Origin of the sequence: Streptomyces sp. SP18CS02 (genome assembly GCF_036322365.1) — a bacterium.
In the GTDB taxonomy this organism is placed as follows: Bacteria; Actinomycetota; Actinomycetes; order Streptomycetales; family Streptomycetaceae; genus Streptomyces.
The window spans coordinates 64,117-87,803 of record NZ_JAQYXC010000300.1 but is presented as its reverse complement, the minus strand read 5'-3'; the positions used below and the strand labels follow the sequence as shown (position 1 = coordinate 87,803).

27 protein-coding genes are annotated in these 23,687 nt (G+C 72.7%); 19 read left to right on the top strand and 8 right to left on the bottom strand.

Annotated features, from left to right (window positions below; genetic code table 11):
* Positions 1-335: 335 nt before the first annotated feature.
* Positions 336-845, top strand: a complete 510-nt coding sequence (locus PUR26_RS30555) for a SigE family RNA polymerase sigma factor (RefSeq protein ID WP_329877387.1) — start codon at positions 336-338, stop codon at positions 843-845.
* A gap of 68 nt (positions 846-913) precedes the next feature.
* Positions 914-2,143 (top strand): hypothetical protein, encoded by a 1,230-nt coding sequence (locus PUR26_RS30550; protein ID WP_329877385.1) that lies wholly within the window; start codon positions 914-916, stop codon positions 2,141-2,143.
* Positions 2,144-2,264: 121 nt separating this feature from the next.
* Here PUR26_RS30550 and PUR26_RS30545 read toward each other — a convergent pair whose 3' ends face one another.
* The gene (locus tag PUR26_RS30545; RefSeq protein WP_329877383.1) at positions 2,265-3,953 is read right to left on the bottom strand and encodes a bifunctional 3'-5' exonuclease/DNA polymerase; all 1,689 of its coding nucleotides are present in this window, start codon (positions 3,951-3,953) and stop codon (positions 2,265-2,267) included.
* 449 nt (positions 3,954-4,402) lie between these two features.
* Here PUR26_RS30545 and PUR26_RS30540 point away from each other — a divergent pair, with 449 nt between their 5' ends.
* Both PUR26_RS30540 and PUR26_RS30535 read left to right on the top strand, forming a co-directional pair.
* Positions 4,403-4,792: a winged helix-turn-helix transcriptional regulator gene (locus tag PUR26_RS30540; RefSeq protein WP_329877382.1), complete on the top strand. Its 390-nt coding sequence runs from the start codon at positions 4,403-4,405 to the stop codon at positions 4,790-4,792.
* The gene (locus PUR26_RS30535) at positions 4,789-5,907 is read left to right on the top strand and encodes a DUF2786 domain-containing protein (RefSeq protein WP_329877380.1); all 1,119 of its coding nucleotides are present in this window, start codon (positions 4,789-4,791) and stop codon (positions 5,905-5,907) included. Before PUR26_RS30540 ends, PUR26_RS30535 begins: the two co-directional genes overlap by 4 nt.
* Positions 5,908-6,003: 96 nt before the next feature.
* Here PUR26_RS30535 and PUR26_RS30530 read toward each other — a convergent pair whose 3' ends face one another.
* From PUR26_RS30530 to rpmB, 3 genes are read right to left on the bottom strand one after another with little or no spacing between them, the layout of a single operon-like run.
* On the bottom strand, positions 6,004-6,516 hold the full coding sequence (locus tag PUR26_RS30530; protein WP_329877378.1) for a hypothetical protein: 513 nt from the start codon (positions 6,514-6,516) through the stop codon (positions 6,004-6,006).
* Between the two features lie 50 nt (positions 6,517-6,566).
* A complete protein-coding gene (rpsN, locus tag PUR26_RS30525) occupies positions 6,567-6,872 on the bottom strand; it encodes a 30S ribosomal protein S14 (RefSeq protein ID WP_329877376.1) in 306 nt (101 codons plus the stop codon).
* Positions 6,872-7,108 carry a 50S ribosomal protein L28 gene (gene rpmB, locus PUR26_RS30520; RefSeq protein ID WP_329877407.1) on the bottom strand — a complete coding sequence of 79 codons (237 nt, stop codon included), beginning with the start codon at positions 7,106-7,108 and terminating at the stop codon, positions 6,872-6,874. The genes rpsN and rpmB overlap by 1 nt, the downstream gene beginning before the upstream one ends.
* 64 nt (positions 7,109-7,172) lie before the next feature.
* Between rpmB and rpmG the strand changes: the two genes are divergently transcribed.
* The 5 genes from rpmG (at position 7,173) to PUR26_RS30495 (ending at position 9,468) form a co-directional block, all read left to right on the top strand.
* On the top strand, positions 7,173-7,337 hold the full coding sequence (rpmG, locus tag PUR26_RS30515; RefSeq protein ID WP_329877375.1) for a 50S ribosomal protein L33: 165 nt from the start codon (positions 7,173-7,175) through the stop codon (positions 7,335-7,337).
* 6 nt (positions 7,338-7,343) lie between these two features.
* Positions 7,344-7,598 (top strand): type B 50S ribosomal protein L31, encoded by a 255-nt coding sequence (locus tag PUR26_RS30510; RefSeq protein WP_329877373.1) that lies wholly within the window; start codon positions 7,344-7,346, stop codon positions 7,596-7,598.
* The gene (locus PUR26_RS30505) at positions 7,598-8,722 is read left to right on the top strand and encodes a CobW family GTP-binding protein (protein ID WP_329877371.1); all 1,125 of its coding nucleotides are present in this window, start codon (positions 7,598-7,600) and stop codon (positions 8,720-8,722) included. The genes PUR26_RS30510 and PUR26_RS30505 overlap by 1 nt, the downstream gene beginning before the upstream one ends.
* Before the next feature lie 2 nt (positions 8,723-8,724).
* On the top strand, positions 8,725-8,970 hold the full coding sequence (rpsR, locus tag PUR26_RS30500) for a 30S ribosomal protein S18 (protein WP_329877369.1): 246 nt from the start codon (positions 8,725-8,727) through the stop codon (positions 8,968-8,970).
* Positions 8,971-9,228: 258 nt separating this feature from the next.
* Positions 9,229-9,468, top strand: coding sequence for a DUF397 domain-containing protein (locus PUR26_RS30495; RefSeq protein WP_329877367.1), 240 nt, complete (start codon positions 9,229-9,231; stop codon positions 9,466-9,468).
* Between the two features lie 143 nt (positions 9,469-9,611).
* Here the strand turns inward: PUR26_RS30495 and PUR26_RS30490 are convergent, their stop codons facing one another.
* The gene (locus tag PUR26_RS30490) at positions 9,612-10,139 is read right to left on the bottom strand and encodes an ATP-binding protein (RefSeq protein WP_329877365.1); all 528 of its coding nucleotides are present in this window, start codon (positions 10,137-10,139) and stop codon (positions 9,612-9,614) included.
* Positions 10,140-10,445: 306 nt separating this feature from the next.
* On the opposite strand from PUR26_RS30490, the gene PUR26_RS30485 reads away from it, so the two are divergent.
* The 5 genes from PUR26_RS30485 (at position 10,446) to PUR26_RS30465 (ending at position 15,138) form a co-directional block, all read left to right on the top strand.
* Entirely contained in the window at positions 10,446-11,309 is an 864-nt protein-coding gene (locus tag PUR26_RS30485) for a helix-turn-helix domain-containing protein (protein WP_443077220.1), read from the top strand.
* Between the two features lie 109 nt (positions 11,310-11,418).
* On the top strand, positions 11,419-12,876 hold the full coding sequence (locus tag PUR26_RS30480) for an aldehyde dehydrogenase family protein (protein WP_329877361.1): 1,458 nt from the start codon (positions 11,419-11,421) through the stop codon (positions 12,874-12,876).
* A 139-nt stretch (positions 12,877-13,015) separates the two neighbouring features.
* On the top strand, positions 13,016-13,567 hold the full coding sequence (locus tag PUR26_RS30475; RefSeq protein ID WP_329877405.1) for a DinB family protein: 552 nt from the start codon (positions 13,016-13,018) through the stop codon (positions 13,565-13,567).
* 17 nt (positions 13,568-13,584) lie between these two features.
* On the top strand, positions 13,585-14,226 hold the full coding sequence (locus tag PUR26_RS30470; RefSeq protein ID WP_329877359.1) for a PadR family transcriptional regulator: 642 nt from the start codon (positions 13,585-13,587) through the stop codon (positions 14,224-14,226).
* 144 nt (positions 14,227-14,370) lie between these two features.
* On the top strand, positions 14,371-15,138 hold the full coding sequence (locus PUR26_RS30465; RefSeq protein ID WP_329877357.1) for a MerR family transcriptional regulator: 768 nt from the start codon (positions 14,371-14,373) through the stop codon (positions 15,136-15,138).
* Between the two features lie 153 nt (positions 15,139-15,291).
* Here PUR26_RS30465 and PUR26_RS30460 read toward each other — a convergent pair whose 3' ends face one another.
* On the bottom strand, positions 15,292-15,657 hold the full coding sequence (locus PUR26_RS30460; RefSeq protein ID WP_329877355.1) for a YbjQ family protein: 366 nt from the start codon (positions 15,655-15,657) through the stop codon (positions 15,292-15,294).
* A gap of 144 nt (positions 15,658-15,801) precedes the next feature.
* Here PUR26_RS30460 and PUR26_RS30455 point away from each other — a divergent pair, with 144 nt between their 5' ends.
* Positions 15,802-16,500 carry a DedA family protein gene (locus PUR26_RS30455; protein ID WP_329877353.1) on the top strand — a complete coding sequence of 233 codons (699 nt, stop codon included), beginning with the start codon at positions 15,802-15,804 and terminating at the stop codon, positions 16,498-16,500.
* 120 nt (positions 16,501-16,620) lie between these two features.
* Here the strand turns inward: PUR26_RS30455 and PUR26_RS30450 are convergent, their stop codons facing one another.
* Both PUR26_RS30450 and PUR26_RS30445 read right to left on the bottom strand, forming a co-directional pair.
* Positions 16,621-18,267 (bottom strand): threonine/serine ThrE exporter family protein, encoded by a 1,647-nt coding sequence (locus PUR26_RS30450; RefSeq protein ID WP_329877403.1) that lies wholly within the window; start codon positions 18,265-18,267, stop codon positions 16,621-16,623.
* A gap of 295 nt (positions 18,268-18,562) precedes the next feature.
* The gene (locus PUR26_RS30445) at positions 18,563-19,057 is read right to left on the bottom strand and encodes an inorganic diphosphatase (protein WP_329877351.1); all 495 of its coding nucleotides are present in this window, start codon (positions 19,055-19,057) and stop codon (positions 18,563-18,565) included.
* A 156-nt stretch (positions 19,058-19,213) separates the two neighbouring features.
* Here PUR26_RS30445 and dacB point away from each other — a divergent pair, with 156 nt between their 5' ends.
* The 4 genes from dacB to hpt all read left to right on the top strand — a co-directional run bounded on the left by dacB (position 19,214) and on the right by hpt (position 23,626).
* The gene (gene dacB, locus PUR26_RS30440; RefSeq protein WP_329877349.1) at positions 19,214-20,611 is read left to right on the top strand and encodes a D-alanyl-D-alanine carboxypeptidase/D-alanyl-D-alanine endopeptidase; all 1,398 of its coding nucleotides are present in this window, start codon (positions 19,214-19,216) and stop codon (positions 20,609-20,611) included.
* A gap of 70 nt (positions 20,612-20,681) precedes the next feature.
* The gene (locus PUR26_RS30435; protein WP_329877347.1) at positions 20,682-21,809 is read left to right on the top strand and encodes a zinc-dependent metalloprotease; all 1,128 of its coding nucleotides are present in this window, start codon (positions 20,682-20,684) and stop codon (positions 21,807-21,809) included.
* A gap of 201 nt (positions 21,810-22,010) precedes the next feature.
* On the top strand, positions 22,011-23,045 hold the full coding sequence (gene tilS, locus PUR26_RS30430; RefSeq protein ID WP_329877345.1) for a tRNA lysidine(34) synthetase TilS: 1,035 nt from the start codon (positions 22,011-22,013) through the stop codon (positions 23,043-23,045).
* 41 nt (positions 23,046-23,086) lie between these two features.
* Complete coding sequence (gene hpt / locus PUR26_RS30425; protein WP_329877401.1) at positions 23,087-23,626, top strand: hypoxanthine phosphoribosyltransferase; 540 nt, start codon at positions 23,087-23,089, stop codon at positions 23,624-23,626.
* Positions 23,627-23,687 lie beyond the last annotated feature (61 nt).

The following is a 23,687-nucleotide window of genomic DNA, read 5'->3' as shown; positions in this document are numbered from 1 at the left end:
GTGCAGAACGTCGTGGGTCTGATCAACATCGGTGTGCAGGACCTCCTCAACGACACGCAGAACCAGCAGTGCGTGGAGAACTCCACGGCGGTCAAGGGTGACAGCGCCCTGTCGCACATCCTGGAGAACGTCATCTCCGAGAACGGAGCCGTGGCCGTCGACTGACGCGCCCACCGTCGCGCGACGCACGCGCGGGCACGAGCGGGCCCCCCACCCGGGACGTCGGGCGGGGGGCCCGCTCGCGCGCTCAGCGCTCACCGAAGAAGTCTGAAACATTTCCCCCCGGCCGCCGCGTCAATGAGGTGGAGGACGACAGCAGCGGTGAAGGGGAGGGCATGAGAAGGTCCCGCGCGGACGAGTTCATGGAGTTCGCGGCCGGCCGTACCGGCTCGCTCTTCCGTTCGGCCTGCCTGCTGACCAGCGGCGACACGCATCGCGCCGAGGACCTGGTGCAGGAGACCCTCGGCCGCATGTACGCGGTGTGGGGGCGGATGACACGGGTGGGCAACCCCGCCGGGTACGCCCAGACCGTTCTCGTACGCACCTACCTCAGCCAGCAGCGGCGCCGCTCGGCCGGCGAACGTCCCCTGGGGGAGCTGCCGGACACCGCGCAGCCGCAGGGGGACGACCCGGCGCTGCGGGTCGCGCTGCTCGACGCGCTGGCCCGGCTGGCGCCGAAGGACCGGGCGGTGGTGGTGCTGCGGTACTGGGAGGACCGCAGCGTCGAGGAGACCGCCGAGGCGATGCGGGTGAGCTCCGCCGCCGTTCGCACCCGTTCGGTGCGGGCCCTCGCGCGGCTCCGGGAGCACCTCGGCGGCAGCATCGCCGAGTTCGCCGCCCGCTGACCCGGCCGCTCGCCGTCCGCCACCCCCTTCAGGATTTTCCCCTCATGGACCGGAGATGGTGATCCAGCATGCCTTTCGAAGAGGAACTCGGTGACGCCCTGCGCCGTACCGGCGACGGCTTCACGGCGCCGGACGGCCCCGCCCTGGTGAGCGGCGGCGTCTCACGGGGCCGCCGCAAGGTGGTGCGGCGCAAGGCCGCCGCGGTGACCGGCAGCGTGCTCGCGCTCTCCCTGGTCGGTCTCGGCGGCGCGTACACCGGCGGACTGCTCGACGGCGGGGGCGAGGGGGCACCGGTGTCCGTGGCGGCGCCGCAGCCGCTGGGAGGCGGGAACACCACCGCCGAAAGCATGCTCAAGATGTTCCGGGAGCTGCTGCCCGAGGGGGAGCTGACCGAGCAGGACGTGCGCGGCACGGACCACGAACTGGGCCCCCTGGTGTCCGGTGTCTTCGACGACGGGAAGGGCAGGGCCGCCGTCTCGCTGAGTCTCTACCGCAACGTGCCGGGGGCGACGGGCCATGTCGAGTGCCCGGACAAGGTCTTCGTCCCGTACGACGCGTGCACCAGCGAGAAGCTGCCGGACGGATCACGGCTGATGGTGCTCCAGGGGTACGAATACCCCGACAAGCGCGAGGAGACCAAGAGCTGGCGGGCCGTCCTGCTGACCGCCGACGGCTTCCTCGTCGACGCGAACGAGTGGAACGCGCCCGCCCAGAAGGGGGCCGAGATCACCCGGCCCGACCCGCCGCTGACCCCCGCCCGGCTGAAGGCCCTGGTGACGGCCGGACAGTGGCGGGCCGTGCTCGACGGCGTGCCGCGGCCGGGTCGCGACAAGGGCGGGAAGTCCCCCGCCCCCGGGGGCAGCGCGGTGCCCACCGGCGTCGACGCCGTCACGACGCTCGTGTCGCTGCTGCCCAAGGGGCTGCAGGTGACCGCCAGGGGCGGCCAGGACGACTTCGGCTACGTCGTCGTGGACGACGGCAGGGGCAGAAGCCTGGTGCAGGTCAACGCCCAGCCCCGGATGGGGGACGTCGAGAGCGAGCTCTTCCCCGAAGGGTCCTACAGCACGCTGCCCGACGGCACCAAGGTCGCGCTCTCCCGGAAGCCGGGGGAGAAGGGCGGTGAGGGCGTCGTGTGGTGGAGCGTCGACACCATCCGTCCCGACGGCTTCCGGGTCGTGGTCTCCGCGTTCAACGCGGGCGCCCAGCACGAGGCCGCCACCCGCGAGGAGCCCGCGCTCACCATGGACCAGCTGAAGTCCATCGCGACCAGCAAGAAGTGGACCGGGGCGAGCGAGTAGGGGCGCGCGGCGGAACGGGCGGGCGGAGTCGACGGGCGGACCGGGGGCCGGTGGTCCGGGGCCGGGGTTCCGGGCCGGTGGTCCGGGGCCGGGGAGCGGACCGAGCGCCCACCCCGTGAGGTCACTTGGCGTCGGAATACCGCTCGACCGTCGCCGTGGTGAACGGGAAGCGCACCGGGGTGTCCCCGAACACGATCCGCCCGGCTGTGTCCCCGGCCGCGCGGATCGCCTCGGTGACCTCCGCCGCCTCCTCCGCGGGGCAGTGCACGATCACCTCGTCGTGCTGGAAGAACACCAGCTCGGCGCGGAGCGAGGCGGTCGCCTGCCGCAGCGCGGCGAGCATCAGCAGCGCCCAGTCGGCCGCGCTGCCCTGCACCACGAAGTTCCGGGTGAACCGGCCCCGCGCGCGGGCGTTCACCGAGGCGTACCCCGGCGTGAAACCGCCGTCCTCGGCCGGCTGCTCCCCGCCCTCCTGTGGGATGCCCGCCTCCTCCGCCTCGCCCGCGCCCGCCGCGCGGGGGCTCGTCCGGCCCAGCCAGGTGCGGACCAGCCGGCCCTCCTCGCCCGCCTTCGCCGCGTCGTCCACGAACGCCACCGCGCGCGGGAAGCGGCGGCGCAGGGCCGCCAGGTTCTTCAGCCCGTCGCCGCTGGTCTGCCCGTAGATCGCGCCCAGCAGCGCCAGCTTGGCGTGGCCGCGGTCCCCGGAGAAGGCCCGGTCGGACAGCCGGGTGTACAGGTCGTCCGGGTGCCCCGCGACCTCCATCAGCCCGGGGTCCCGGGAGATCGCCGCCAGCACCCTCGGCTCCATCTGGTCGGCGTCCGCGACGATGAGCCGCCAGCCGTCGTCGGCGACGACCGCCTGCCGTATCACCTTGGGGATCTGCAGCGCGCCGCCGCCGTTGGTCGTCCAGCGGCCGCTGACCGTGCCCCCCGGCACGTACTCCGGCCGGAAGCGCCCGTCGCGCACCCAGTCCTGGAGCCAGCTCCAGCCGTGCGCCGTCCAGATCCGGTACAGCTTCTTGTACGCGACGAGCGGCTCGACGGCCGGATGGTCGAGCTCCTCCAGCTCCCAGCGCCGGGTGGACCTCACCCGGATGCCGGCCTGCGCGAACGCCTTCACCACGTCCGCCGGAAGATCCGGCCGCACCCGGCGCCCGAAGGCCGCCGACACCTCGTCCGCCAGCTCGGCAAGGCGCCGGGGCTCGCCCCCGCCCGCGTACCGCTCGCCCAGCAGACCGTCCAGGACCGCCCGGTGGACGTCGGCCCGCCAGGGCAGCCCCGCCCGGTGCATCTCGGCGGCCACCAGCATGCCCGCCGACTCGGCCGCGGTCAGCAGCCGCATCCGCCCGGGGTGCTCGGCCGCCCCGTGTCTTCGCTGCTGGTCGGCGTACACCTCCAGCAGGCCCTCGAACGGCACGTCCCGGGCGGCCTGCGGCTCGAACAGCGAGGACTGCGAGCCCGGTTCGGCCGCCCGCTGGGGAGGGTCGGCCGGTACGGGACGGCGGTGCAGCCGCGCCCAGGCCGCCGCCGCCGAGCGGGGCTCGCCCAGCCGCCCCTCGTGCCCGAGCAGCAGCTGTTCGGCGTCCTCGATGTCGTAGCACCGCTCGACCCGCACCCCCGCCGCGAGCAGCCGGGGGTAGACGTCGGGGGTGGAGCGCCACACCCACCGGCCGACGCCGGGGCGGGAGCGCACCGCCTCCACGAGATCGGGCTCGCTCACCACGGGACCTGCGGGCAGCCCGTCCCCGCCGAGGGGCACCAGAAGGGCCCCGCCGCCCTCGGTGCTGTCCAGCGCCCATCTCTCGCTCACACATGCGAGTCTGGCAGCCGGCACTGACAACGGCGTCGTTCCCGGGGTCGTGTCACGCGGCAGGCCGCACGGGGGCCGCCCTCGTACGGAGGGAGTGCGCGAGGGCGCTCGGCGGACGCGATGCGGGCGCCGACCGGGCAGGGTGCCAGGGCCGGCACCAGTGCTCACCCCCGCGCGGTCGCCCGCCGTCGCGGCCGTCGCGGCCGTCGTCGCGGAGGAGCGTGCGGGCCGGCGGCCGGCCCAGCGGTGCGCGAAGGGCGTACGGGAGGGGGCGCCGTCCCCGGATCTGCGGGCCGCCCCCGCCTTCGGGACGGGAGGCCGCCGTGAGCGCCCGTGATCAGCAGCGCGGGACGGGTCGCCCCGGGTTCGTGGTTCTGATCGTTTCGTGGTTCTGTTCGGGGACGGGGACCATCGTGTCCGGGGCGGCGTACGCGTGAGGAGACACTTCGATGTCGGCAGGCCACACCGAGGTGACCACCGGACCGGTGGTCGGCCGCGCGGAGGGGCGCGGGGTCCAGGACGTGCGGGACCGGCTCGGCGACAAGGGGATCGTGCGCGGCGTCGTCGGACCCGTCTCCGGCGCGCGCCGGTTCGATGAGCCCCAGCGGCTCGTGCCGAACCTCGCGCAGCGCGCGCCGGCGCCGGCCCCGCGCGAGCCGGAGGGGGACGGGCCGGTGACGCGGACCGTGCCCCCGGTCGTCCCGCCGCGGGCCGGGTACGGGCCGACCGCGAGCGGCCGGAGCCTCACCCGGCTGGGCAAGGCCCTCGTCGACCGGTCGCCCGGCCACCGTGAGGTGATCCCCGGGGCGCGCGGCGCCCGGGAAGCGCGGCAGGTGTGAGCGCGGTCGAGAGCGCCCTGGCGGCGGCGCTGTACCTGGAGGGCGACGCGGCCCTCGACACGGGCGCCTCGCTCCTGGCGGCGGCCCCGGAGGCGGATGCCGAACTGGCCCGTCGGGGGGCGGAGTTCGTCCGCCGGGCGTGGGAGCGCGGCTGGCAGCCGGCCGACGTCGTCCGGCTCGTACGCCGTGACCTCGACGAGCACCATGTGCGGCTGGCCGCCGGGCTGATCGCCGCCGAGACGCGGGCGTACGGGCAGCTGCCGCCGCGCTGGGCGGCCCAGCTGGAGGAGCTGGACACCACCCCGTGGCGGGCCGACCGCTTCTCGTACGCGACGGCGGTGCTGGAGCTGTACCGGCTGCTCGCCCGGCTGCCGGCGATCGAACCGGTCGGCCCGGTCCCGGGCACGCCCCTGCACGTCGGCCCCGTGCACGGCGAGCCGAGGATGCTGGCCAGGATCCGGGCGCTGCTGGCCAAGGCGGAGGCCACGGGCTATCCCGAGGAGGCCGAGGCGCTCACCGCCAAGGCGCAGGAGCTGATGGCGCGGCACAGCCTCGACGAGGCGGCGCTCGCGGCCCGCACCCACAGCGCGGACGAACCCGCGGCCGTCCGGATCGGGGTGGACGCGCCGTACGAGACGGCGAAGGCGATCCTGCTCGACGCGGTCGCCGGGGCCAACCGGTGCCGCGCGGTGTGGAACGAGGCGTTCGGCTTCTCGACCGTCGTGGGGTTCGAGCCGGACCTGGAGGTGGTGGAGCTGCTCTTCACCTCCCTGCTGGTGCAGGGCACGGGCGCGATGACGAAGGCGGAGGCGGCGCAGCGGGCGGGCGGACGCAGGCGCACCAAGACGTTCCGCCAGTCGTTCCTCCTGGCCTACGCCCACCGGCTCGGCGACCGGCTGTCCGCCACGTCGCGGCGGGTCACCGCCGAGGAGCCGACGCTCCTGCCGGTGCTCGCGGCCCGCGACGTGGCGGTCACGTCCCGGGCGGACCGGATGTTCCCCGAGACGACGACGACCCGTGTGCGGGGGGCCACGGACCACGAGGGCTGGGCGCACGGCACGGCGGCGGCGGACCGCGCCCGCACGAGCCACCCCAGGGGCGAGCTCGACGAGTAGGGCCGGCCGCGGGCCCCGGCAGGGGTCCGCGGCCGCCCGCCGGCAGCGGTGACCCGGGTCAGGGCCTCGGGGGCAACGACGGCAGTGACGTCCGGGTCAGGGCCTCGGGGGCAACGACGGCAGTGATGAGGGGATGCCTGCCGGCGCGGCCTTCGTCAGCGTGTCCTTGCGCCCGGTGCCCCAGGAGACGACGAGCGTCGAGGCGTCGCTCGACTCGACGGTGCCCGTCGTGCGGTCGGTGTCGCCGTCGTTGCACGTGAGGTGCAGCGTCACGGTGGCCGCCTCCTTCGCCTGGCCCCGGCAGACGTGCGCGTCCGCGATGACCAGCGCCTGGCCCTTCTTGATGGTCAGGCTGACCGGCTTGCCGTCGGTGACCCCGGTCCAGGACCCCTCCGCCTCGGCGAGGGTGCCTCCGCCCGCGGCCGGGCCGGGGCCGGTGGCCGGGCCCCCGGCGGAGCCGGCCGGCGCGGGGGCGGCACTGGCGCCGCCCGCGTCCTTCTCCTGGCCCGTGTCCTCGCTCCTGTCGCCGCCGCAGCCGGTGAGGGCGAGTGCGGTGACGAGCCCGGCCGCCGCGACGACCCCTGTCCGTACGAGCCTGTGCGCGTCCACGTCCACGTCCCCTCGTCGGTTTCAAGACCGCGCCAAGCTACCAGCTGGTATTACCAGGAGGACTTGCGTACGCCCGGCAGGAAACCGGCGTGGGCCTGCTCGCGCATCCGCACCCTGGACAGCCCGAACCTGCGCAGGTGGCCCCGGGGCCTGCCGTCCACGGCGTCCCTGTTGCGCACCCGCGTGGCGCTGGCGTCCCGGGGCTGGCGGCGCAGTTCGGCGCGGGCGGCCAGGCGGTCCGCCTCCGGTGTGCCCGGGCGGCGGACGAGCTCCTTGAGCTCGGCGCGGCGGGCGGCGTACCGCTCGACGACAGCCCTGCGCCGGTCATTGCGGGCGATCTTGCTCTTCTTCGCCATCAGACCCGCACCCCCCGGGCCCGGATGCGGGCGACGGCGGCCTCGATGCCGATGGTGTCGATGGTCTTGACCGCCCTGGCGCTGAGGGTGAGCCGGACGTGGCGGCCCTCGCTCGGCAGCCAGTAGCGCTTGCGCTGGATGTTGGGGTCGAAGCGGCGGGACGTGCGCCGGTGCGAATGGGAGACGCGGTTGCCGAAGCCGGGCTGTGCGCCGGTCAGCTGACAGTGGGCGGACAAGGGGTGACCTACCTCTCGGGAGACCGTCTTGGTAATGGAAACCATTTTCACTTAGTCTACCCCCATGGCCCGCAACGAACTCCGACCGATCGTCAAGCTCCGGTCCACCGCCGGCACCGGCTACACCTACGTGACCCGCAAGAACCGCCGTAACGACCCCGACCGCCTCACGCTGCGCAAGTACGACCCGGTCGCCGGCCGGCACGTCGACTTCCGAGAGGAGCGCTGACCCGCCATGAAGCAGGGCATTCATCCGCCGTACGGACCCGTCGTCTTCCGTGACAAGGCCGGCGGCTTCGCCTTCCTCACCCGCTCCACGGCGACCGGCGAGAAGACGATCGAATGGGAGGACGGCCGCACGTACCCCGTCATCGACGTCGAGATCTCCTCCGCGAGCCACCCCTTCTACACGGGGCAGACCCGCGTCCTCGACACCGCCGGGCGCGTGGAGCGGTTCGAGCGGCGCTACGCCCGGCGCGAGGCCCGCTGATGCTGTCCGTCGCCCTCGTCGCAGGGCTGCACTCCGCCGCCCGCGCCGCCACCGTCAACAGGCTGCTCGCCACCGTCCCCGGCAGCGTCGCGCTCCACCACGACCTGTCGGCCGCCGCGGACGGCACGGTCACGCGCACCGTGCGCGACGCGACCGGTGTCCTGTCCGCCGGCGAGACGCCCCTGGTCGACGACTGCGCCTGCTGCGCGCTGCGCGAGGACCTGGTGCCCGAACTGGAGCGGCTCGCCGACGCCGGGCTCACCCGGCTCGCGGTCGTCGAGCTGTGGGACTCGGTCGAGCCCCGGGCGATGGCCGAGGTCGTCGCGGCGGCCGGGCTGCGCGTCAGCGCGGTGATCACCGCGGTCGACCCGGCGCTGCTCCTGCCGTACCTGGGCAACGGCGACGACCTGGCGGACGTGGGGCTGGCGGCCGCGGCGAGCGACCGGCGGACGGTCGCCGACACCTGGGCGCGCCAGCTGGAGTACGCGCCGGTGCTCGCGGTCGTCGACGGTCCCGAGGCGGACGACGAGGACCGGGCGCTCCTCGCCCAGCTGCACCCGACCGCCCACCGGGTCACCCTGGACGGGGACCGGCTGGCGGCCGCCGCGCTGGCCGGGTTCGACGTCGAGGCGGCCGCGGCGGCCCAGCACCCGGCCTGCGCGCTGCTGCCGCAGGAGGCCGACGCCCATGGGGTCGGTACGTATGTGTGGCACCGCCGCCGCCCGTTCCACCCCGAGCGGCTCTACGCGGCGCTGGAGGACCTGTGCTGCGCGGCCGCCCGCAGCCGGGGCCGGTTCTGGCTCGCCGACCGGCCGGACACGCTGCTGGCCTGGGACGCGGCGGGCGGCGCCCTGTGCGTCGAGAACGCCGGGCCCTGGCTCGCCTCCCTGCCGGACGCCGCCTGGGAGATGCTCCCGCCGGTGCGCCGGGCGGCGGCCGCGCTGGACTGGGACGCCGAGCACGGCGACTGCTGTCAGCACCTCGTCTTCACCTCGCCCGGCCTGGATCGTGAGGGTCTGGCCGAGCTCCTCGACTCCTGTCTGCTCACCGACGCGGAGTACGCCGCGGGCCGCGACGCCTGGAAGCGGCTCCCGCCCGCCTTCGACACCCTCCTGGAGGTCTGACCATGTCCCCCCGCCGCCCCGTGGCCCGCCGTCCCGTGACATCGCGGCCCAACCCCCTGGACCGCGACGGCGTCACGTACATCGACTACAAGGACACCGGCCTGCTGCGGAAGTTCCTCTCGGACCGGGGGAAGATCCGCAGCCGCCGGGTGACGCGGGTCTCCGCCCGGCAGCAGCGCCGACTGGCCAGGGCGATCGCCAACGCCCGGGAAATGGCGCTGCTGCCGTACTCCTCCACCCCGCGCTGACCCCCGTATCGGACGATGTCCGGCCTTCTTTCCACCGCCCGGTGGAAAGAAGGCCGGAAGCGTTTTCTGTCCGGACGGATCCGATGGGCCGTGAAGTGCGTCTCTCCTCAGGGCGGGGACGACCGCGGGTGCCGCGACCTGGAGCTGTAACCGGAGGAACACCCCCCGTGCACGTGCATCTGCTCATGCTTCTGCATGAGAAACACAGCTATGATCCGGCTAGTTGACACCTACACCATGTATCCCGGGGAGCGTCCTGTGCACCACGTGTACAACGGCATGGCGGCCACAGAGCTTCATGGGGTCGTGTGGCAGAAGAGCATGCACAGCAATTCCCAGGGCTCGTGCGTGGAGTTCGCCAAACTGCCCGGCGGGGATGTGGCGATGCGCAACTCACGGCATCCCGACGGACCCGCGCTCGTCTATACGCCCGCCGAGATAGAGGCCCTGCTCCTGGGTGTGAAGGACGGGGAATTCGACCACCTCGTCAGCGGCTGACCGGGCCGACGCGGCCGACGCGGCCGACGCGACGGGGCGGTCCGCCGCGCACGCCCGTACCTCCCGTGCCCACGCCCGGGGGCTCCGCGGTCCGCGGAGCCCCCGTCCGTGTCCCGGAGCGTGGTGCGTCCGGTGCCCCGGAGCTACCGCCCGTCCGTGATGCCCCGGCGGACCGGGGGCTCGGGGAGGCGGAACAGCGCCCAGACCACCTTGCCGTGCAGCCTCCCGGCCAGCGGGTGCCACCCCCAGCTGTCGCTGAAGGACTCCACCAGGAACAGGCCCCGGCCCGACTCGGCCGAGAAGTCCTCCTCGGCGTCCCGGGTCGCGGGCGTATCGGGACTGGGGTCCCGGACCGCGCACACCAGCCGGCTCGCCCAGCGCATCAGATGCAGCCGTACGGGCGGATCCTGCGCGAGATCCCGTGAGCCGTCGGCGGGAAGGGCGTGCCGCAGCGCGTTGGTGACGAGTTCCGAGACGACCAGAGCCACGTCGTCGAACCGGTCGCTCAGTTCCCACGAGGCCAGCGTGACGCTGGTGAACTGCCGTGCCCCGCGCACCGCCTCATATCGAGCGGGCAGTGAACAGGAGGCGGAACTCGAAACGGATGCGGCGTCGACCGGGGGAAGCCCCTGCCTTAACGGCTCGAGCATGGTCGATCCATTCGTCCCCATGCGAGGCACTCCCCGGATTCGCGGCTGTGGTGCTACAACACGAACGACTACGCAGGTGCGCGGGGACCATGGTTCCGAATGCGACCACCTGATGCAAGGGCAGATGCACGTGCACGTGCCCGACCTGTCCGGCCCCATGCCGTTTCTGGGCCATATCTTCCGTGCACTACTTTGACCGGGGGAACGCCCCTCTTCCCCTTTGCGTAACCGAATGAGTACGGGCTGAAGCGTTTTGGTGGCAGAATCCGGCAATCGGGGTTCGGGGGTGCTCCGTCGTACACATCAGCGATGGGGAGGGTTGGAGACGTGACCGCAAGTGAATCGAGCGGTTCCGTGGTGCGACGCATCCTGCTGGGCTCGCAACTGCGGAGGCTGCGCGAGTCGCGCGGCATCACGCGTGAGGCCGCGGGCTACTCGATCCGGGCATCCGAATCCAAGATCAGCCGCATGGAGTTGGGACGGGTGAGCTTCAAGGCGAGGGACGTCGAGGATCTGCTCACGCTGTACGGCGTCATCGACGAGGCGGAGCGCGACTCGCTGCTCGGCCTCGCCCGCGAGGCCAACGTCGCCGGGTGGTGGCACAGTTACGGTGACGTGCTGCCGGGCTGGTTCCAGACGTACATCGGCCTGGAGGGTGCCGCCTCGCTCATCCGGATCTACGAGGTCCAGTTCGTCCACGGGCTGCTCCAGACCGAGGCGTACGCGCACGCCGTCGTCGCCCGGGGCATGCCCGGCGCGCCGCACGCCGAGATCGACCGCCGCGTCGCGCTGCGGCTGGAGCGCCAGAAGGCGCTCGTCTCGGAGCGCGCCCCGCGCTTCCACGCCGTGCTCGACGAGGCGGCGCTGCGACGCCCCTACGGGGACCGTGAGGTGATGCGGGACCAGCTCAAGCACCTGATCGACGTCTCGGAGCAGCCCAACGTCACGCTCCAGGTGGTGCCCTTCAGCTACGGCGGGCACGCCGGCGAGAGCGGCGCCTTCACCATGCTGCGCTTCCCCGAGTCGGACCTCTCCGACATCGTGTACCTGGAGCAGCTGACGAGCGCGCTGTACCTCGACAAGCGCGAAGAGGTGGCCCAGTACGAGCGGGTGATGGAGCGGCTGCACCAGGAGAGCCCGGGGCCAGAGGAAAGCCGGGATCTCCTGCGGGGACTCCTCCAACTCATCTGACACAGAAGTACGATGACGTCCCATCACCAACGGTCGGCCGTCTTTCCGGCCGGCCGCACAGCGGCGCCCGCACGGCGTCCGGCTCCCGCGCGCCTCCGGAAGGGATGGCATGTCCTACTTCACAGACCTGGCCCTGCAGTACATAGATGGTGAGTGGCGGGCCGGTGGCGGCTCGTGGGACATCATCGACTTCAATCCGTACAACGAGGAGAAGCTCGCCTCGATCACCGTGGCCACGGTCGAAGAGGTCGACCAGGCGTACCGCGCGGCCGAGCGGGCCCAGCGCGCCTGGGCCGACACCAATCCGTACGCGCGCCGCGCCGTCTTCGAGCGCGCCCTGCGGATCGTCGAGGAGCGCGAGGAGGAGATCACCGAGGCGATCATCGCCGAGCTCGGCGGCACCCGCACCAAGGCCGCCTTCGAGCTCCACCTCGCCAAGGAGTTCATCCGCGAGGCGGTCAACCTGGCACTCCGCCCCGAGGGCCGCATCCTGCCCTCCCCGATCGACGGCAAGGAGAACCGGCTCTACCGCGTGCCGGTCGGCGTCGTCGGAGTGATCAGCCCCTTCAACTTCCCCTTCCTGCTGTCGATCAAGTCGGTCGCCCCGGCGCTCGCCCTCGGCAACGCGGTCGTCCTCAAGCCGCACCAGAACACCCCGATCCTGGGCGGCAGCCTGGTCGCCAAGATCTTCGAGGACGCGGGTCTGCCCGCCGGTCTGCTGAACGTCGTGATCACCGACATCGCGGAGATCGGCGACGCGCTGCTGGAGCACCCGGTGCCGGCGGTCATCTCCTTCACCGGGTCCGACCGGGTCGGCAGGCACGTCGCCACCGTGTGCGCGGCCAACTTCAAGCGTTCGGTGCTGGAGCTGGGCGGCAACAGCGCGCTCATCGTCCTCGACGACGCCGACATCGACTACGCGGTGGACGCGGCCGTGTTCAGCCGTTTCGTGCACCAGGGCCAGGTCTGCATGGCGGCGAACCGGGTGCTGGTGGACCGCTCGGTCGAGCAGGAGTTCACCGAGAAGTTCGTCGCCAAGGTGCGCACCCTCAGGACCGGTGACCCGGCCGACCCGGCCACCCACCTGGGCCCGCTGATCAACTCGACGCAGGCCGAGGCCGTCTCCGCACTGGTCGACCAGACGGTCGCGGCGGGCGCGACCGCGCTGGTGCGGGGCGGGGTCGAGGGCAACGTCGTGTCGCCCACCGTGCTCACCGGCCTGCCCGCCGACTCCCCCGTCCTCCACCAGGAGATCTTCGGCCCGGTCGTGATGCTCCTGCCCTTCGACGGCGAGGACGAGGCGGTGCGGATCGCCAACGACACCCCGTACGGGCTGAGCGGCGCCGTCCACACCGGCGATGTCGAGCGGGGTGTACGGATCGCCCAGCGCATCCGCGCCGGCATGATCCACATCAACGACGGCACGGTCCACGACGAGCCGATCGTGCCGTTCGGCGGCGAGAAGCACTCGGGCATCGGTCGGCTGAACGGCGAGGCGACCGTCGAGGCGTTCACCACCCAGAAGTGGATCTCCATCCAGTACGGGCGCAGCCGCTTCCCGTTCTAGGGGCGCCCGCCCGGCGGACCCCCGGCCACGCGTTCGCGGAAATGACCTACGTGATCGAGGGAATTGCGGACAGAACCTGACCGCATTCGTCCGTAGCTTGAGCGGTGTCAGAACGGCACTGCTCAAGAAGGCGGACACCATGGTCACTCACGTTCCCGCAGAGGCGCACGGCGACGAGCGCGGCGCGCTGCTCTCCTTCATCGACGCGCAGCGCGGCGCGCTCCGCCGCTCGGTCCTCGGGCTCACCGACGAGCGGGCGGCGGAACGGCCCAGCGCCAGCGAGCTGACGCTGTCCGGGCTGCTCAAGCATGTCGCCGAGACCGAGCTGAACTGGCTGCGGATGGCCCAGCAGCGGCCCAACGAGCGGCAGCGGACCCAGGAGACCTGGGCGGACAGCTTCCGGCTGGTCGACGGCGAGACGGTCGAGGGAGTGCTGGAGTTCTGGGCCGGGGTGGCGAAGGAGACCGAGGAGTTCATCCGGTCGGTCCCGAGCCTGGACGACACCTTCCCGCTGCCGGAGGCCCCCTGGTTCCCCAAGGAGGGCCGGGTCTCGATGCGCTGGCTGGGACTCCACCTGATCGAGGAGATCGGCCGGCACGCCGGGCACGCGGACATCGTCCGCGAGTCGCTGGACGGCAGGAACGCCTTCGAGCTGGTCGACATGGAGCGTGCGTACCCTGGTCGCAACTGACTGGGGAAGGAACGTGGATGTCTGCGATCCGGCTGCTGGTACTCGGGGCCGTACGCCAGCACGGCCGGGCGCACGGCTACCAGGTGCGCAACGACCTGGAGTACTGGGGCGCGCACGAGTGGTCCAACGCCAAGCCGGGTTCGATCTACCACGCGCTGAAGCAGATGGCGAAGCAGGGCCTGCTGCACGCCTACGAGATCGCGCCGAGCACCGCCGGGGGCCCGCCGCGTACCGAGTACGAGATCACCGAGCAGGGCACCGAGGAGTTCTTCGCGCTGCTGCGCGAGTCGCTCACGACCCATGACCAGAAGGCGGACGTCCTCTCCGCGGCGCTCGGCTTCCTCGTCGACCTGCCGCGCGAGGAGGCCGTCGCGCTGCTCAAGGAGCGGGTGGCGGGGCTGGAGCGCTGGCGCGCCGCCGTCACCGACCACTACACGCCCGCGGACGGGCCGCAGCGGCTGGGCCACATCGGCGAGATCATGGACATGTGGGTGCACTCCGCCGACGCCGGGGCCGAGTGGACGCGCGGCCTGATCGCGCGCATCGAGCGAGGGGCGTACACCTTCGCGGGCGAGGGCGAGCCGTTCGTCGGCGTGCTCGCCGACGGCGAGGAGAACCCGTACGCCACGGGCGAGCCGCACGCCGGGGACCACGACTGAACGAGCACGCCACGGCTCCAGCGGCTCCCGGTCCGGCCGGCCGCCCGGCGCCTCGGGGCCTCGCGAGCGCACCGGGCTTGCACCTCACGCGGCGTGAGGTCCCAGGCTGGGACGCGTACCGAGGAAGGAAGGGAGCGGGGAGCCATGGGCTACTCCGTGGGACAGGTCGCCGGTTTCGCCGGGGTCACGGTGCGCACGCTGCACCACTACGACGAGATCGGTCTGCTCTCCCCGAGCGGCCGCAGCCACGCGGGGCACCGGCGTTACGACGACGACGACCTCGAACGGCTCCAGCGGATCCTGTTCTACCGGGAGCTGGGCTTCCCGCTCGACGAGGTCGCGGCCCTGCTCGACGATCCCGGCGCGGACCCGCAGGAGCACCTGCGGCGCAGGCACGACCTGCTGAACGCCCGGATCGCCGGCCTGCGGAAGATGGTCGAGGCCGTCGAGCGAGCCATGGAGGCGAAGAAGATGGGGATCAACCTCACGCCCGAGGAGAGGTTCGAGGTCTTCGGGGACAAGGACCCCGAACAGTACGCGGAGGAGGCCGGGCAGCGATGGGGCGACACCGACTCCTACCGGGAGTCCCGGCGCCGGTCGGCGCGCTACACCAGGGCGGACTGGCAGCGCATCCAGGACGAGGCCGCCGAATGGGGTGTCCGGTACCGGGCGCTGATGGCCGGGGGCGAGCCGGCCACCGGTGAGCGGGCCATGGACCTGGCCGAGGAGCACCGCCGGCACATCGGCACCTGGTTCTACGCGTGCACCCACGAGGTCCACCGGTGCCTGGGTGAGATGTACACGACGGACGAGCGCTTCACGGCGTTCTACGACGCCATGCGCCCGGGCATGGCGGAGCACCTGCGCGACGCGATCGACGCCAACGCCGCCCGGCACGCACCGGGGCGCTGACGCGCGCCGGCGGCCCGGCGGTCCCCGGGGCGACGCGCGCGGTACCGGCGTCCGGCGGGCGCACCACCGGCCCGCGGGGCGAGCCGCCCCGCGGGTCACCGCGCGCCGGGCGACCGGGGCGGCCCGCACGGACGGCGGCACGTGCGGGCGGCCTCAGGTCGTGGTGATCACCACGGCCGTGCCGTACGCGCACACCTCCGTCCCCAGGTCCGCGGCCTCCGTCACATCGAACCGGAACGCCAGCACCGCGTTGGCCCCCCGCGCCCGGGCCTGCTCCATGAGCCGCTCCATGGCCTGGTTGCGGGTCTCGACCAGGGTCTTCGTCAGGCCCTTCAGTTCGCCGCCGATCATCGACTTCAGCCCGGCGCCGATCTGGCTGCCCAGGTGACGGGAGCGGACCGTGAGGCCGAAGACCTCGCCGATCACCTGCTGCACCTGATGGCCGGGTACGTCGTTCGTGGTGACGATCAGGATGTCGGACGTCGGAACCTGGCCGCCGCCGTAATCTTCGATGCCCATGCGCGCACACCTCCTTGGCGCACAGCTTCATACCGGTCTGCGCACAGTGCACCTCGGGGAGGCCGGTGGAACGCGGATTCACCCGGAAGCGTTGATAGCTTTGGGCAGCCGTCCCCGCCCACCGACCCAGGAGCCCCGGAACCCGTGAATACGCTTGCGCTCGGACCGAGCTGGCTCGACCCGGACCATCTGATCGGGACCTTCGGTCTCATCGGCGTCCTGGTCATCGTCTTCGCCGAGTCCGGCCTTCTCATCGGGTTCTTCCTGCCCGGTGACTCCCTCCTCTTCACCACCGGTCTGCTGGTCACCACCGGCAAGCTGGACACCCCGCTGTGGGCCGTCTGCGCGCTGGTGGTGCTGGCCGCGATCCTCGGTGATCAGGTCGGATACCTCTTCGGCCGCAAGGTCGGTCCCGCTCTCTTCAAGCGCCCCGACTCCCGTCTCTTCAAGCAGGAGAACGTGGAGAAGGCCCATGAGTTCTTCGAGAAGCACGGCCCGAAGTCGCTGATCCTGGCCCGCTTCGTGCCCATCGTGCGGACGTTCACGCCGATCATCGCCGGTGTCAGCCGGATGAACTACCGCTCGTTCATCACCTTCAACATCATCGGCGGCCTGCTGTGGGGCGCGGGCGTCACCCTGCTCGGCGCCTCGCTCGGCAAGATCGCCTTCGTGCACGAGCACATCGAGGCGATCCTGATCGCCATCGTGCTGGTCTCGGTGATCCCGATCGCCATCGAGTACCTGCGGGCCCGTTCCCAGAGCAAGAAGCAGGCCGCCGAGGCCGGCCCCGAGGCGGTGGACCCGTCGGCCCCGGCCCAGCGCGGCCGCCACGCCAAGAGGTAGGACGCACCGGAAGCCGCCCGGAAACCACCCGAAGGCACCGCCGTCCGCCTCCCGGGAAGCCGCCGGAAGTCCCCCCGGGGAGCCTGGGGAGCCCGCGGGGGCTCCACCGGGGCCGGGCCGTCAGAAGCCGCGCGTCCGCTTGGCCGCGCGGCGCGAGGCCGCGGAGCCCGGCGCCCGGATGAAGAGCCGGGCCATCTCGCCTCCCAGGTTCACCCCGATGGCGATGGCGAGCGCCAGCGCCGCCGCCTTCGCCAGTGAGGCGAAGCCCGCGTCCATGTTGTTCTGCGCGATGTTCAGCACCCCGAAGTACGTGGCACTGCCGGGCAGCAGCGGCCCGATGGCCGCCGTCACATAGGGGAGCGACGAGGTGTGCTCGTAGCGGGCCATCAACTGCCCGAACAGACCCACCAGCCCCGCCGCGATCGCCGTCGCCATGACGGTCGAACCCTCGGCGGTCACCGCGATGGACGCGTAGATCACCCAGGCCACCGAGCCGTTCAGCGCCACGAACAGCACAGTGGAACGTTCCTGCTGCAGCAGGATCGCGAACGTCACCGACAGGACCGTCGCGGCGACGATCTGGAGCACCGGGCGCTCCACCGTGTCCAGCGCGCCCTCCGGGTTGAGCTTCGCCTGGAACTGCACGCCCACGTACAGCACCGACAGCACGCCCACCACGATGGCGACGAAGAAGTAGCCGACCTCCAGCAGCCGCGCCGACGCGGTGATGTAGAAGCCGGTCAGACCGTCCTGGACGGCCGCCACCAGGGCCCGTCCCGGGATCAGCGCGAACAGCCCACCGGTGATCACCGCCGAGGGCTGGAGGTCCGCGTGCAACAGGCTCACCGTGACGCCCAGCGCGGCGGGCGGCACGGCCGCCACCGCGAACTGGTAGAACTCCGGCAGCCCTCGCCCGGCGCAGAACCACGCCAGCCGGTCGCCCAGCATCGCGCCGGCCGCGGCGATGAGGAACACCGCCACCCCGCCGCCCAGCAGCAGCGACGCGGCGCCGGCCAGGCCGCCCGCGGCCACCGTGAGGACCCAGCCCGGGTAGGGGTGCCGGTTGCGCCGGATCTCCGCCAGCCGTCGGTAGGCCTCCTCCAGCGAGACCTCGTAGTCGTCTGCGTTGATGTCGGCGACCAGCGTGTAGACGGCCGACAGGCGGTTGTAGTCCGTGCCGCGCCGCCGCACGGTCCGGTTGGCCGTCACCGGGTCGTCCACCAGGGACGGCTGGTACGTGATCGACAGCAGGGTGAAGGTGACCGTGGGCTCGCAGCGGTCCAGCCCGTACGAACGGCAGATCGCGAACATCGCCGCCTCGACGTCCTCGGCGCCCTCGCCGCCCGCGAGCAGCAGCTCGCCGATGCGCAGGGTCAGGTCGAGCACACGCGGTACGGCCGGGCCGGAGTCGTCCTGCCGCTGCACCGGCTCGGGCACCGGGCGCTCGCTCACCGGCATCCGGAGCATGGTGCGCATCCGGTCCTGCCACGGGGCGTCCTTCGACAGCCGGATGGCCGGGATGCCGTGGGCGGGCGTGAACGCGGGCGGCGACTGCTTCGCCGCGTACGTGGAGGGCCGAGCGAAGGCCGAGCCCTCGGGCTCGGCCGGGGTCTCGGGGGAGAGGCCCTGGGGCAGGGCGAACTCCGAGGTCGGCTGGTCCTCCTCCGGCGCGGCCGGCTGCTCCACACCGTCCGGCGGGGTGAACGCGCTGCGTGCCTCGTCCGACTGGGGCTTCCGGTCCTCCGGACCGTCCGGCTCCGCCACCACTCTGCTCGTCCTCACTCCCATCCGACCCGTCTGCCCAGTATGAACACCGGCATGGGACCCGCACGCCCGCAGGCCCGCCCCCCGGGCGGCTCTTCGTCGGCTCTTCGGTGGATCTTCGGTGGATCTTCGGTGGATCTTCGGCGGGCCGTCGGAGGGCCGGCGCCGGGGATCGTGACGGTCCGGTGGCCGGCCGGCGGCGGAAGGAGGCGGCCGGCGACGCGCGTCCCGCCGGGAACGACGACGGGCGGCGCACCCATGAGGTGCGCCGCCCGCCGGTCGTTCAGTGGGGTCCCACTCAGTGGGCGCCACCCTGCGCCTGGAGGCGCTTGTAGGAGGCCTCGATCTCGGCCTCGGCCTCGGCGCGGCCGACCCAGTCGGCGCCCTCGACGGACTTGCCCGGCTCCAGGTCCTTGTAGACCTCGAAGAAGTGCTGGATCTCCAGGCGGTCGAACTCGGACACGTGGTGGATGTCGCGCAGGTGCTCGACGCGCGGGTCGGACGCCGGGACGCACAGCAGCTTGTCGTCGCCGCCCGCCTCGTCGGTCATCCGGAACATGCCGATGGCGCGGCACTTGATCAGGCAGCCGGGGAAGGTCGGCTCGTCCAGGATGACCAGCGCGTCCAGCGGGTCGCCGTCCTCGCCGAGGGTGTTCTCCACGAAGCCGTAGTCGGCCGGGTAGCTGGTCGAGGTGAAGAGGCGACGGTCCAGGCGGATACGACCGGTCTCGTGGTCCACCTCGTACTTGTTCCGCGACCCCTTCGGGATCTCGATGGTGACGTCGAACTCCACGGGTGGCTCCTCCAAGATCAACACAACTGTCGGGTGATGCTGCGCCCCCAGCAGGATCGGACCGCCGTGCTCACCGGGGGTGCCATGCTCGTGGCACAGCTCAGTGGTTAAGTGTCCCTCACGCAACTGTGTGCTCGCGAAAGGGGCTGGTCAGCCGTGCTGGAGCCGAAGGCGTTGCAGCTCACCGCGGGCTCCGCCGTGCTGGGACTGCTGCTGGCGGCCGGGGCGGTGGCCGTGGCCGGCCCCTGGGACTCCGGTCAGCGTACGGCCGAGCGCGCCAGGGCCGCCGCACAGTACCCCACAGGTGGCGCACATCACGAAGGCGCTCGCCCCCCTGCCGCGGGCGCCCCCGCTCCCGCCCCCAGCGCCCAGGGCGTGCTCACCGCCCTCGGCGAGGCCGCCGCGCCGCCGCCCGCCGGGCTCAAGGGCACCCTGGACCCGCTGCTCGACGCACCCGGGCTCGGCCCGCTGCGCACGGCGTCCGTGGTGGACGTGGCCACCGGCGAGCAGCTGTACGGGAAGGGTGCCGACACCCCCATGACCCCGGCCTCCACCGTCAAGGTCGCCACCGCGGTCGCCGCCCTCACCGCCCTCGGTCCCGATCACCGCATCCCCACGACGGTCGTGGCCGACCCCGGCGCCCGCCGGATCACCCTGGTCGGCGGCGGCGACCCCACCCTGGACACGACCCGGCTGCGCGCCCTCGCCAAGGACACCGCCGCCGCCCTGCGCGGCCGGGGCGTCACGGGCGTCCGGCTCTTCTACGACACCTCGCTGTACTCCGGGCCCCGGCTCCACCCCATCGGCGTCAACGCGAACATCGCCCCGGTCACGGCGCTGATGACCGACGAGGGCAGGGTCGACGGCTCGACCCGCGGTGTCGCCCCCCGGTCCGCCGACCCGGCCGGCGACACCGCCCGCGCCTTCGGCCGGCTGCTCACCGAGCAGGGCGTCACCGGCGCGGACGATCCCGCCCCCGGCCACCCCGCCGCCAAGCGGACGACCCCGCTCGCCCGGACGCACTCCCGGCCCCTGTCCGCCCTGGTCGAGCACACCCTGACCCACAGCGACAACGACCTCGCCGAGGCCCTCGCCCGCCAGACCGCCCTGGCCACCGGCAGGCCCGCCAGTTTCGAGGGCGGCGGCGCGGCCGTCCGCGCCCAGCTCGGCCGCCTCGACGTCCCGCTCGGCGGCGCCCGCTTCGCCGACGGCAGCGGACTCGACCGCCGCGACCGGATCTCGGCGGCCCTGCTCACCGCGCTGCTCGCCCGCGCGGCGGAGCCGGGCCGCCCCGAATTGCGCCCCGTCCTCACCGGGCTCCCGGTCGGCGGCTTCAGCGGCACCCTGGAGAACCGCTACGGGCCCGCGTCGCCGGGCGCGGGCCTGGTCCGTGCCAAGACGGGCACCCTCACCGGTGTGAACGCCCTGGCCGGAACGGTCGTGTCCCGCGGCGGCCGCCTGCTGGCCTTCGCCTTCCTCGCCGGACGGACCCCGTCCCCCTCCACCGCGCAGCCCGCCCTGGACCGGCTCGCGGCCGCACTCACCTCCCGGTGACCGCCCCGGCCGGGCGGCCGGTGCGTTCGGCCCCTCACCCGATACGGCACGGAACCCGTACGGTTGTCGCATGACGAGCATCGGTGGTGCCGAGATGGTCGACTGGAACCTCGCGGTCGCGACGGCGACGCGCCTGGTACGCCCCGGGCCGGAGGTGAGCCGCGAGGAGGCCCGTGCGGTCGTCGCCGAACTGCGGCGGCATGCCAAGGCGTCCGAGGAGCACGTCCGCGCCTTCACCCGGATGATTCCCGAGGGCCACGAGCCCCAGGACACGCCGGTCCTGGTCGTCGACCGGGCCGGCTGGGTCAAGGCGAACGTGGCGGGATTCCGCGAGCTGCTGAAGCCGCTGCTGGAGAAGATGCAGGAGCGTCGCTCCGGGACGCCCGGCGGCGCCGTGCTCGGCGCGGTCGGCGGCAAGGTGACCGGGGTGGAACTGGGCATGCTGCTGTCGTTCCTCGCCTCGCGGGTGCTCGGGCAGTACGAGACGTTCGCCCCCGCCACCCGCGACTTCCCGGCGGGCGAGCAGGGCGGCGGGCGGCTGCTGCTCGTCGCGCCGAACATCGTCCACGTCGAGCGGGAGCTCGATGTCGAGCCGCACGACTTCCGCCTCTGGGTGTGCCTCCACGAGGAGACCCACCGCACCCAGTTCACGGCCGTTCCCTGGCTCCGGGACCACCTGCAGGGCGAGATCCAGTCATTCCTCGAAGCGACCGACGTCGATCCGATGACCATCCTGGAGCGGCTGCGCGAGGCCGCCCAGGCCCTTTCCGGCGCGCGGCCCGAGGGGGAGGACGAGGAGGGCGGCCGCTCCCTGGTGGAGCTGGTCCAGACGCCCGAGCAGCGGGAGATCCTGGGCCGCCTCACCGCGGTGATGTCCTTGCTCGAAGGACACGCGGACTACGTGATGGACGGGGTGGGACCGCAGGTCGTGCCGTCGGTGGCCGAGATCCGCGAGAAGTTCCAGCAGCGCAGGGCGCGCGGGGCGTCCCGGCTGGACCTGGCGCTGCGCAAGCTGCTCGGCCTCGACGCCAAGCTGCGCCAGTACCGCGACGGGGAGCGCTTCGTCCGCGCGGTGGTCGACGAGGTCGGCATGGACGGTTTCAACCGGGTGTGGACCTCCCCGAACACGCTCCCGACGAAGGCGGAGATCGCCAAACCGGCGGACTGGGTCGCGCGGGTGCACCGTAAGGCAGAGTGAGGCGTCGGATCCGGCCGACGGCAGAAGAATGCTCCTCCAATCACCCATCCGAGGGACCGTGGGCGGTGGGTAGGCGTGCGATGCTCGGGTAACGGCCGAGTTCTGTCACCATCGACGCACTCTGAGTGACCGAACCCCCTGTTACGACCGTTAAGACTCCGACCGAGGCACCCCCCCAACTTCACACGAAGGGCACCGGACATGGGTCCCCATCCTGCGGTCGCGGCGATACGCCTGGCGGTCCGCCGCGTACTCCACGACGTCCTCACCCAGCTCTCCCAGTCAGAGCGGCACTCCACAACCGAAGACGGCGTCCCCCACGAGCCCCCGCTCGTGCTGGTCGCGTGCTCCGGCGGTGCCGACTCCATGGCGCTCGCCTCCGCCCTCGCCTTCGAGGCCCCCAAACTCTCCGTCCGGGCCGGTGCCATCACCGTCGACCACGGTCTGCAGCCCGGCTCCGACCTGCGCGCCGACGAGGTCGCCCACCGGCTCACCGCGATGGGCCTGGGCCCGGTCGAGGCCGTCGCCGTGACCGTCGGCCGCGAAGGCGGCCCCGAGGCGGCTGCCCGCGACGCCCGGTACGCCGCGCTGGACGAGGCCGCGGAGCGCCTCGGCGCCGCGGCGGTTCTGCTCGGGCACACCCGTGACGACCAGGCCGAGACCGTGCTGCTCGGGCTCGCCCGCGGCTCCGGCATCCGCTCGCTGTCCGGCATGGCCGCCGTCTCCGGCGCCGCCGACCGCTACCGCCGTCCCTTCCTCCAGGTCGACCGGCAGACCGCCCGCAAGGCGTGCATGGTCCAGTCGCTGCCCGTGTGGGACGACCCGATGAACGCGGACCCGGCCTACACCCGCTCCCGGCTGCGCCACGAGGGTCTGCCCGCGCTGGAGAAGTCGCTCGGCAAGGGTGTCGTCGAGGCCCTCGCCCGTACGGCCCAGTTGTGCCGCGACGACGCGGACGCGCTCGACGCCTGGGCCGCCGACGCCGACGCGAAGGTCCGGGACGCGGCCGGTCTCCTGGAGTGCGCCAAGCTGTACGCGCTCCCGCCCGCCGTCCGCCGCCGTGTACTGCGCCGGGCGGCCATCGCGGAGGGCGCTCCCGCCGGTTCGCTCTTCGCCCGCCACATCGAGGAAGTGGACCGGTTGATCACCGGTTGGCGAGGTCAGGGGGCCATCAATCTGCCCGGCCGAGTCGTGGCGCGCCGTCAGGGTGGCAGACTGGTCATTCGGCAAGGCTGACGCAGGCTGCAACGAAAGTGACCCGGGTGAACCAGAACGACATGGGCACCGACCTCAAGTCGGTGCTCATCACCAAGGAAGAGATCGACGCGAAGCTGGCGGAGCTGGCTGCGAAGATCGACGCTGAGTACGCGGGCAAGGACCTGCTCATCGTGGGTGTCCTCAAGGGCGCCGTCATGGTGATGGCGGACCTGGCGCGTGCGCTGTCCACCCCCGTCACCATGGACTGGATGGCCGTCTCGTCGTACGGGGCGGGCACGCAGTCCTCCGGTGTGGTCCGCATCCTCAAGGACCTCGACACCGACATCAAGGGCAAGCACGTCCTGATCGTCGAGGACATCATCGACTCCGGTCTGACCCTGTCGTGGCTGCTGTCGAACCTCGGCTCGCGCGAGCCGGCCTCCCTGGAGGTCTGCACCCTGCTGCGCAAGCCGGAGGCGGCGAAGGTCGCGATCGACGTCAAGTGGATCGGTTTCGACATCCCCAACGAGTTCGTCGTCGGCTACGGCCTCGACTACGCGGAGAAGTTCCGCAACCTTCCGTTCGTCGGCACCCTGGCCCCGCACGTCTACGGCGGCTGAACTGCCGAAGACCCGGGGTCCGCACGGGAACCCAGGCACCCTTCCCGCCGTTGAAGCATGG

Coding starts and splice junctions, on each gene's coding strand:
- rpsR (WP_329877369.1), top strand. CDS start 8,725: ATGTCCCCCCGCCGCCCCGTGGCCCGCCGTCCCGTGACATCGCGGCCC.
- PUR26_RS30490 (WP_329877365.1), bottom strand. CDS start 10,139: ATGGGGACGAATGGATCGACCATGCTCGAGCCGTTAAGGCAGGGGCTT.
- PUR26_RS30540 (WP_329877382.1), top strand. CDS start 4,403: ATGTCGGCAGGCCACACCGAGGTGACCACCGGACCGGTGGTCGGCCGC.
- PUR26_RS30460 (WP_329877355.1), bottom strand. CDS start 15,657: ATGGGCATCGAAGATTACGGCGGCGGCCAGGTTCCGACGTCCGACATC.
- PUR26_RS30480 (WP_329877361.1), top strand. CDS start 11,419: ATGTCCTACTTCACAGACCTGGCCCTGCAGTACATAGATGGTGAGTGG.
- PUR26_RS30435 (WP_329877347.1), top strand. CDS start 20,682: ATGACGAGCATCGGTGGTGCCGAGATGGTCGACTGGAACCTCGCGGTC.
- PUR26_RS30465 (WP_329877357.1), top strand. CDS start 14,371: ATGGGCTACTCCGTGGGACAGGTCGCCGGTTTCGCCGGGGTCACGGTG.
- tilS (WP_329877345.1), top strand. CDS start 22,011: ATGGGTCCCCATCCTGCGGTCGCGGCGATACGCCTGGCGGTCCGCCGC.
- PUR26_RS30550 (WP_329877385.1), top strand. CDS start 914: ATGCCTTTCGAAGAGGAACTCGGTGACGCCCTGCGCCGTACCGGCGAC.
- PUR26_RS30475 (WP_329877405.1), top strand. CDS start 13,016: ATGGTCACTCACGTTCCCGCAGAGGCGCACGGCGACGAGCGCGGCGCG.
- hpt (WP_329877401.1), top strand. CDS start 23,087: ATGGGCACCGACCTCAAGTCGGTGCTCATCACCAAGGAAGAGATCGAC.
- PUR26_RS30505 (WP_329877371.1), top strand. CDS start 7,598: ATGCTGTCCGTCGCCCTCGTCGCAGGGCTGCACTCCGCCGCCCGCGCC.
- PUR26_RS30555 (WP_329877387.1), top strand. CDS start 336: ATGAGAAGGTCCCGCGCGGACGAGTTCATGGAGTTCGCGGCCGGCCGT.
- PUR26_RS30470 (WP_329877359.1), top strand. CDS start 13,585: ATGTCTGCGATCCGGCTGCTGGTACTCGGGGCCGTACGCCAGCACGGC.
- rpsN (WP_329877376.1), bottom strand. CDS start 6,872: ATGGCGAAGAAGAGCAAGATCGCCCGCAATGACCGGCGCAGGGCTGTC.
- rpmG (WP_329877375.1), top strand. CDS start 7,173: ATGGCCCGCAACGAACTCCGACCGATCGTCAAGCTCCGGTCCACCGCC.
- PUR26_RS30510 (WP_329877373.1), top strand. CDS start 7,344: ATGAAGCAGGGCATTCATCCGCCGTACGGACCCGTCGTCTTCCGTGAC.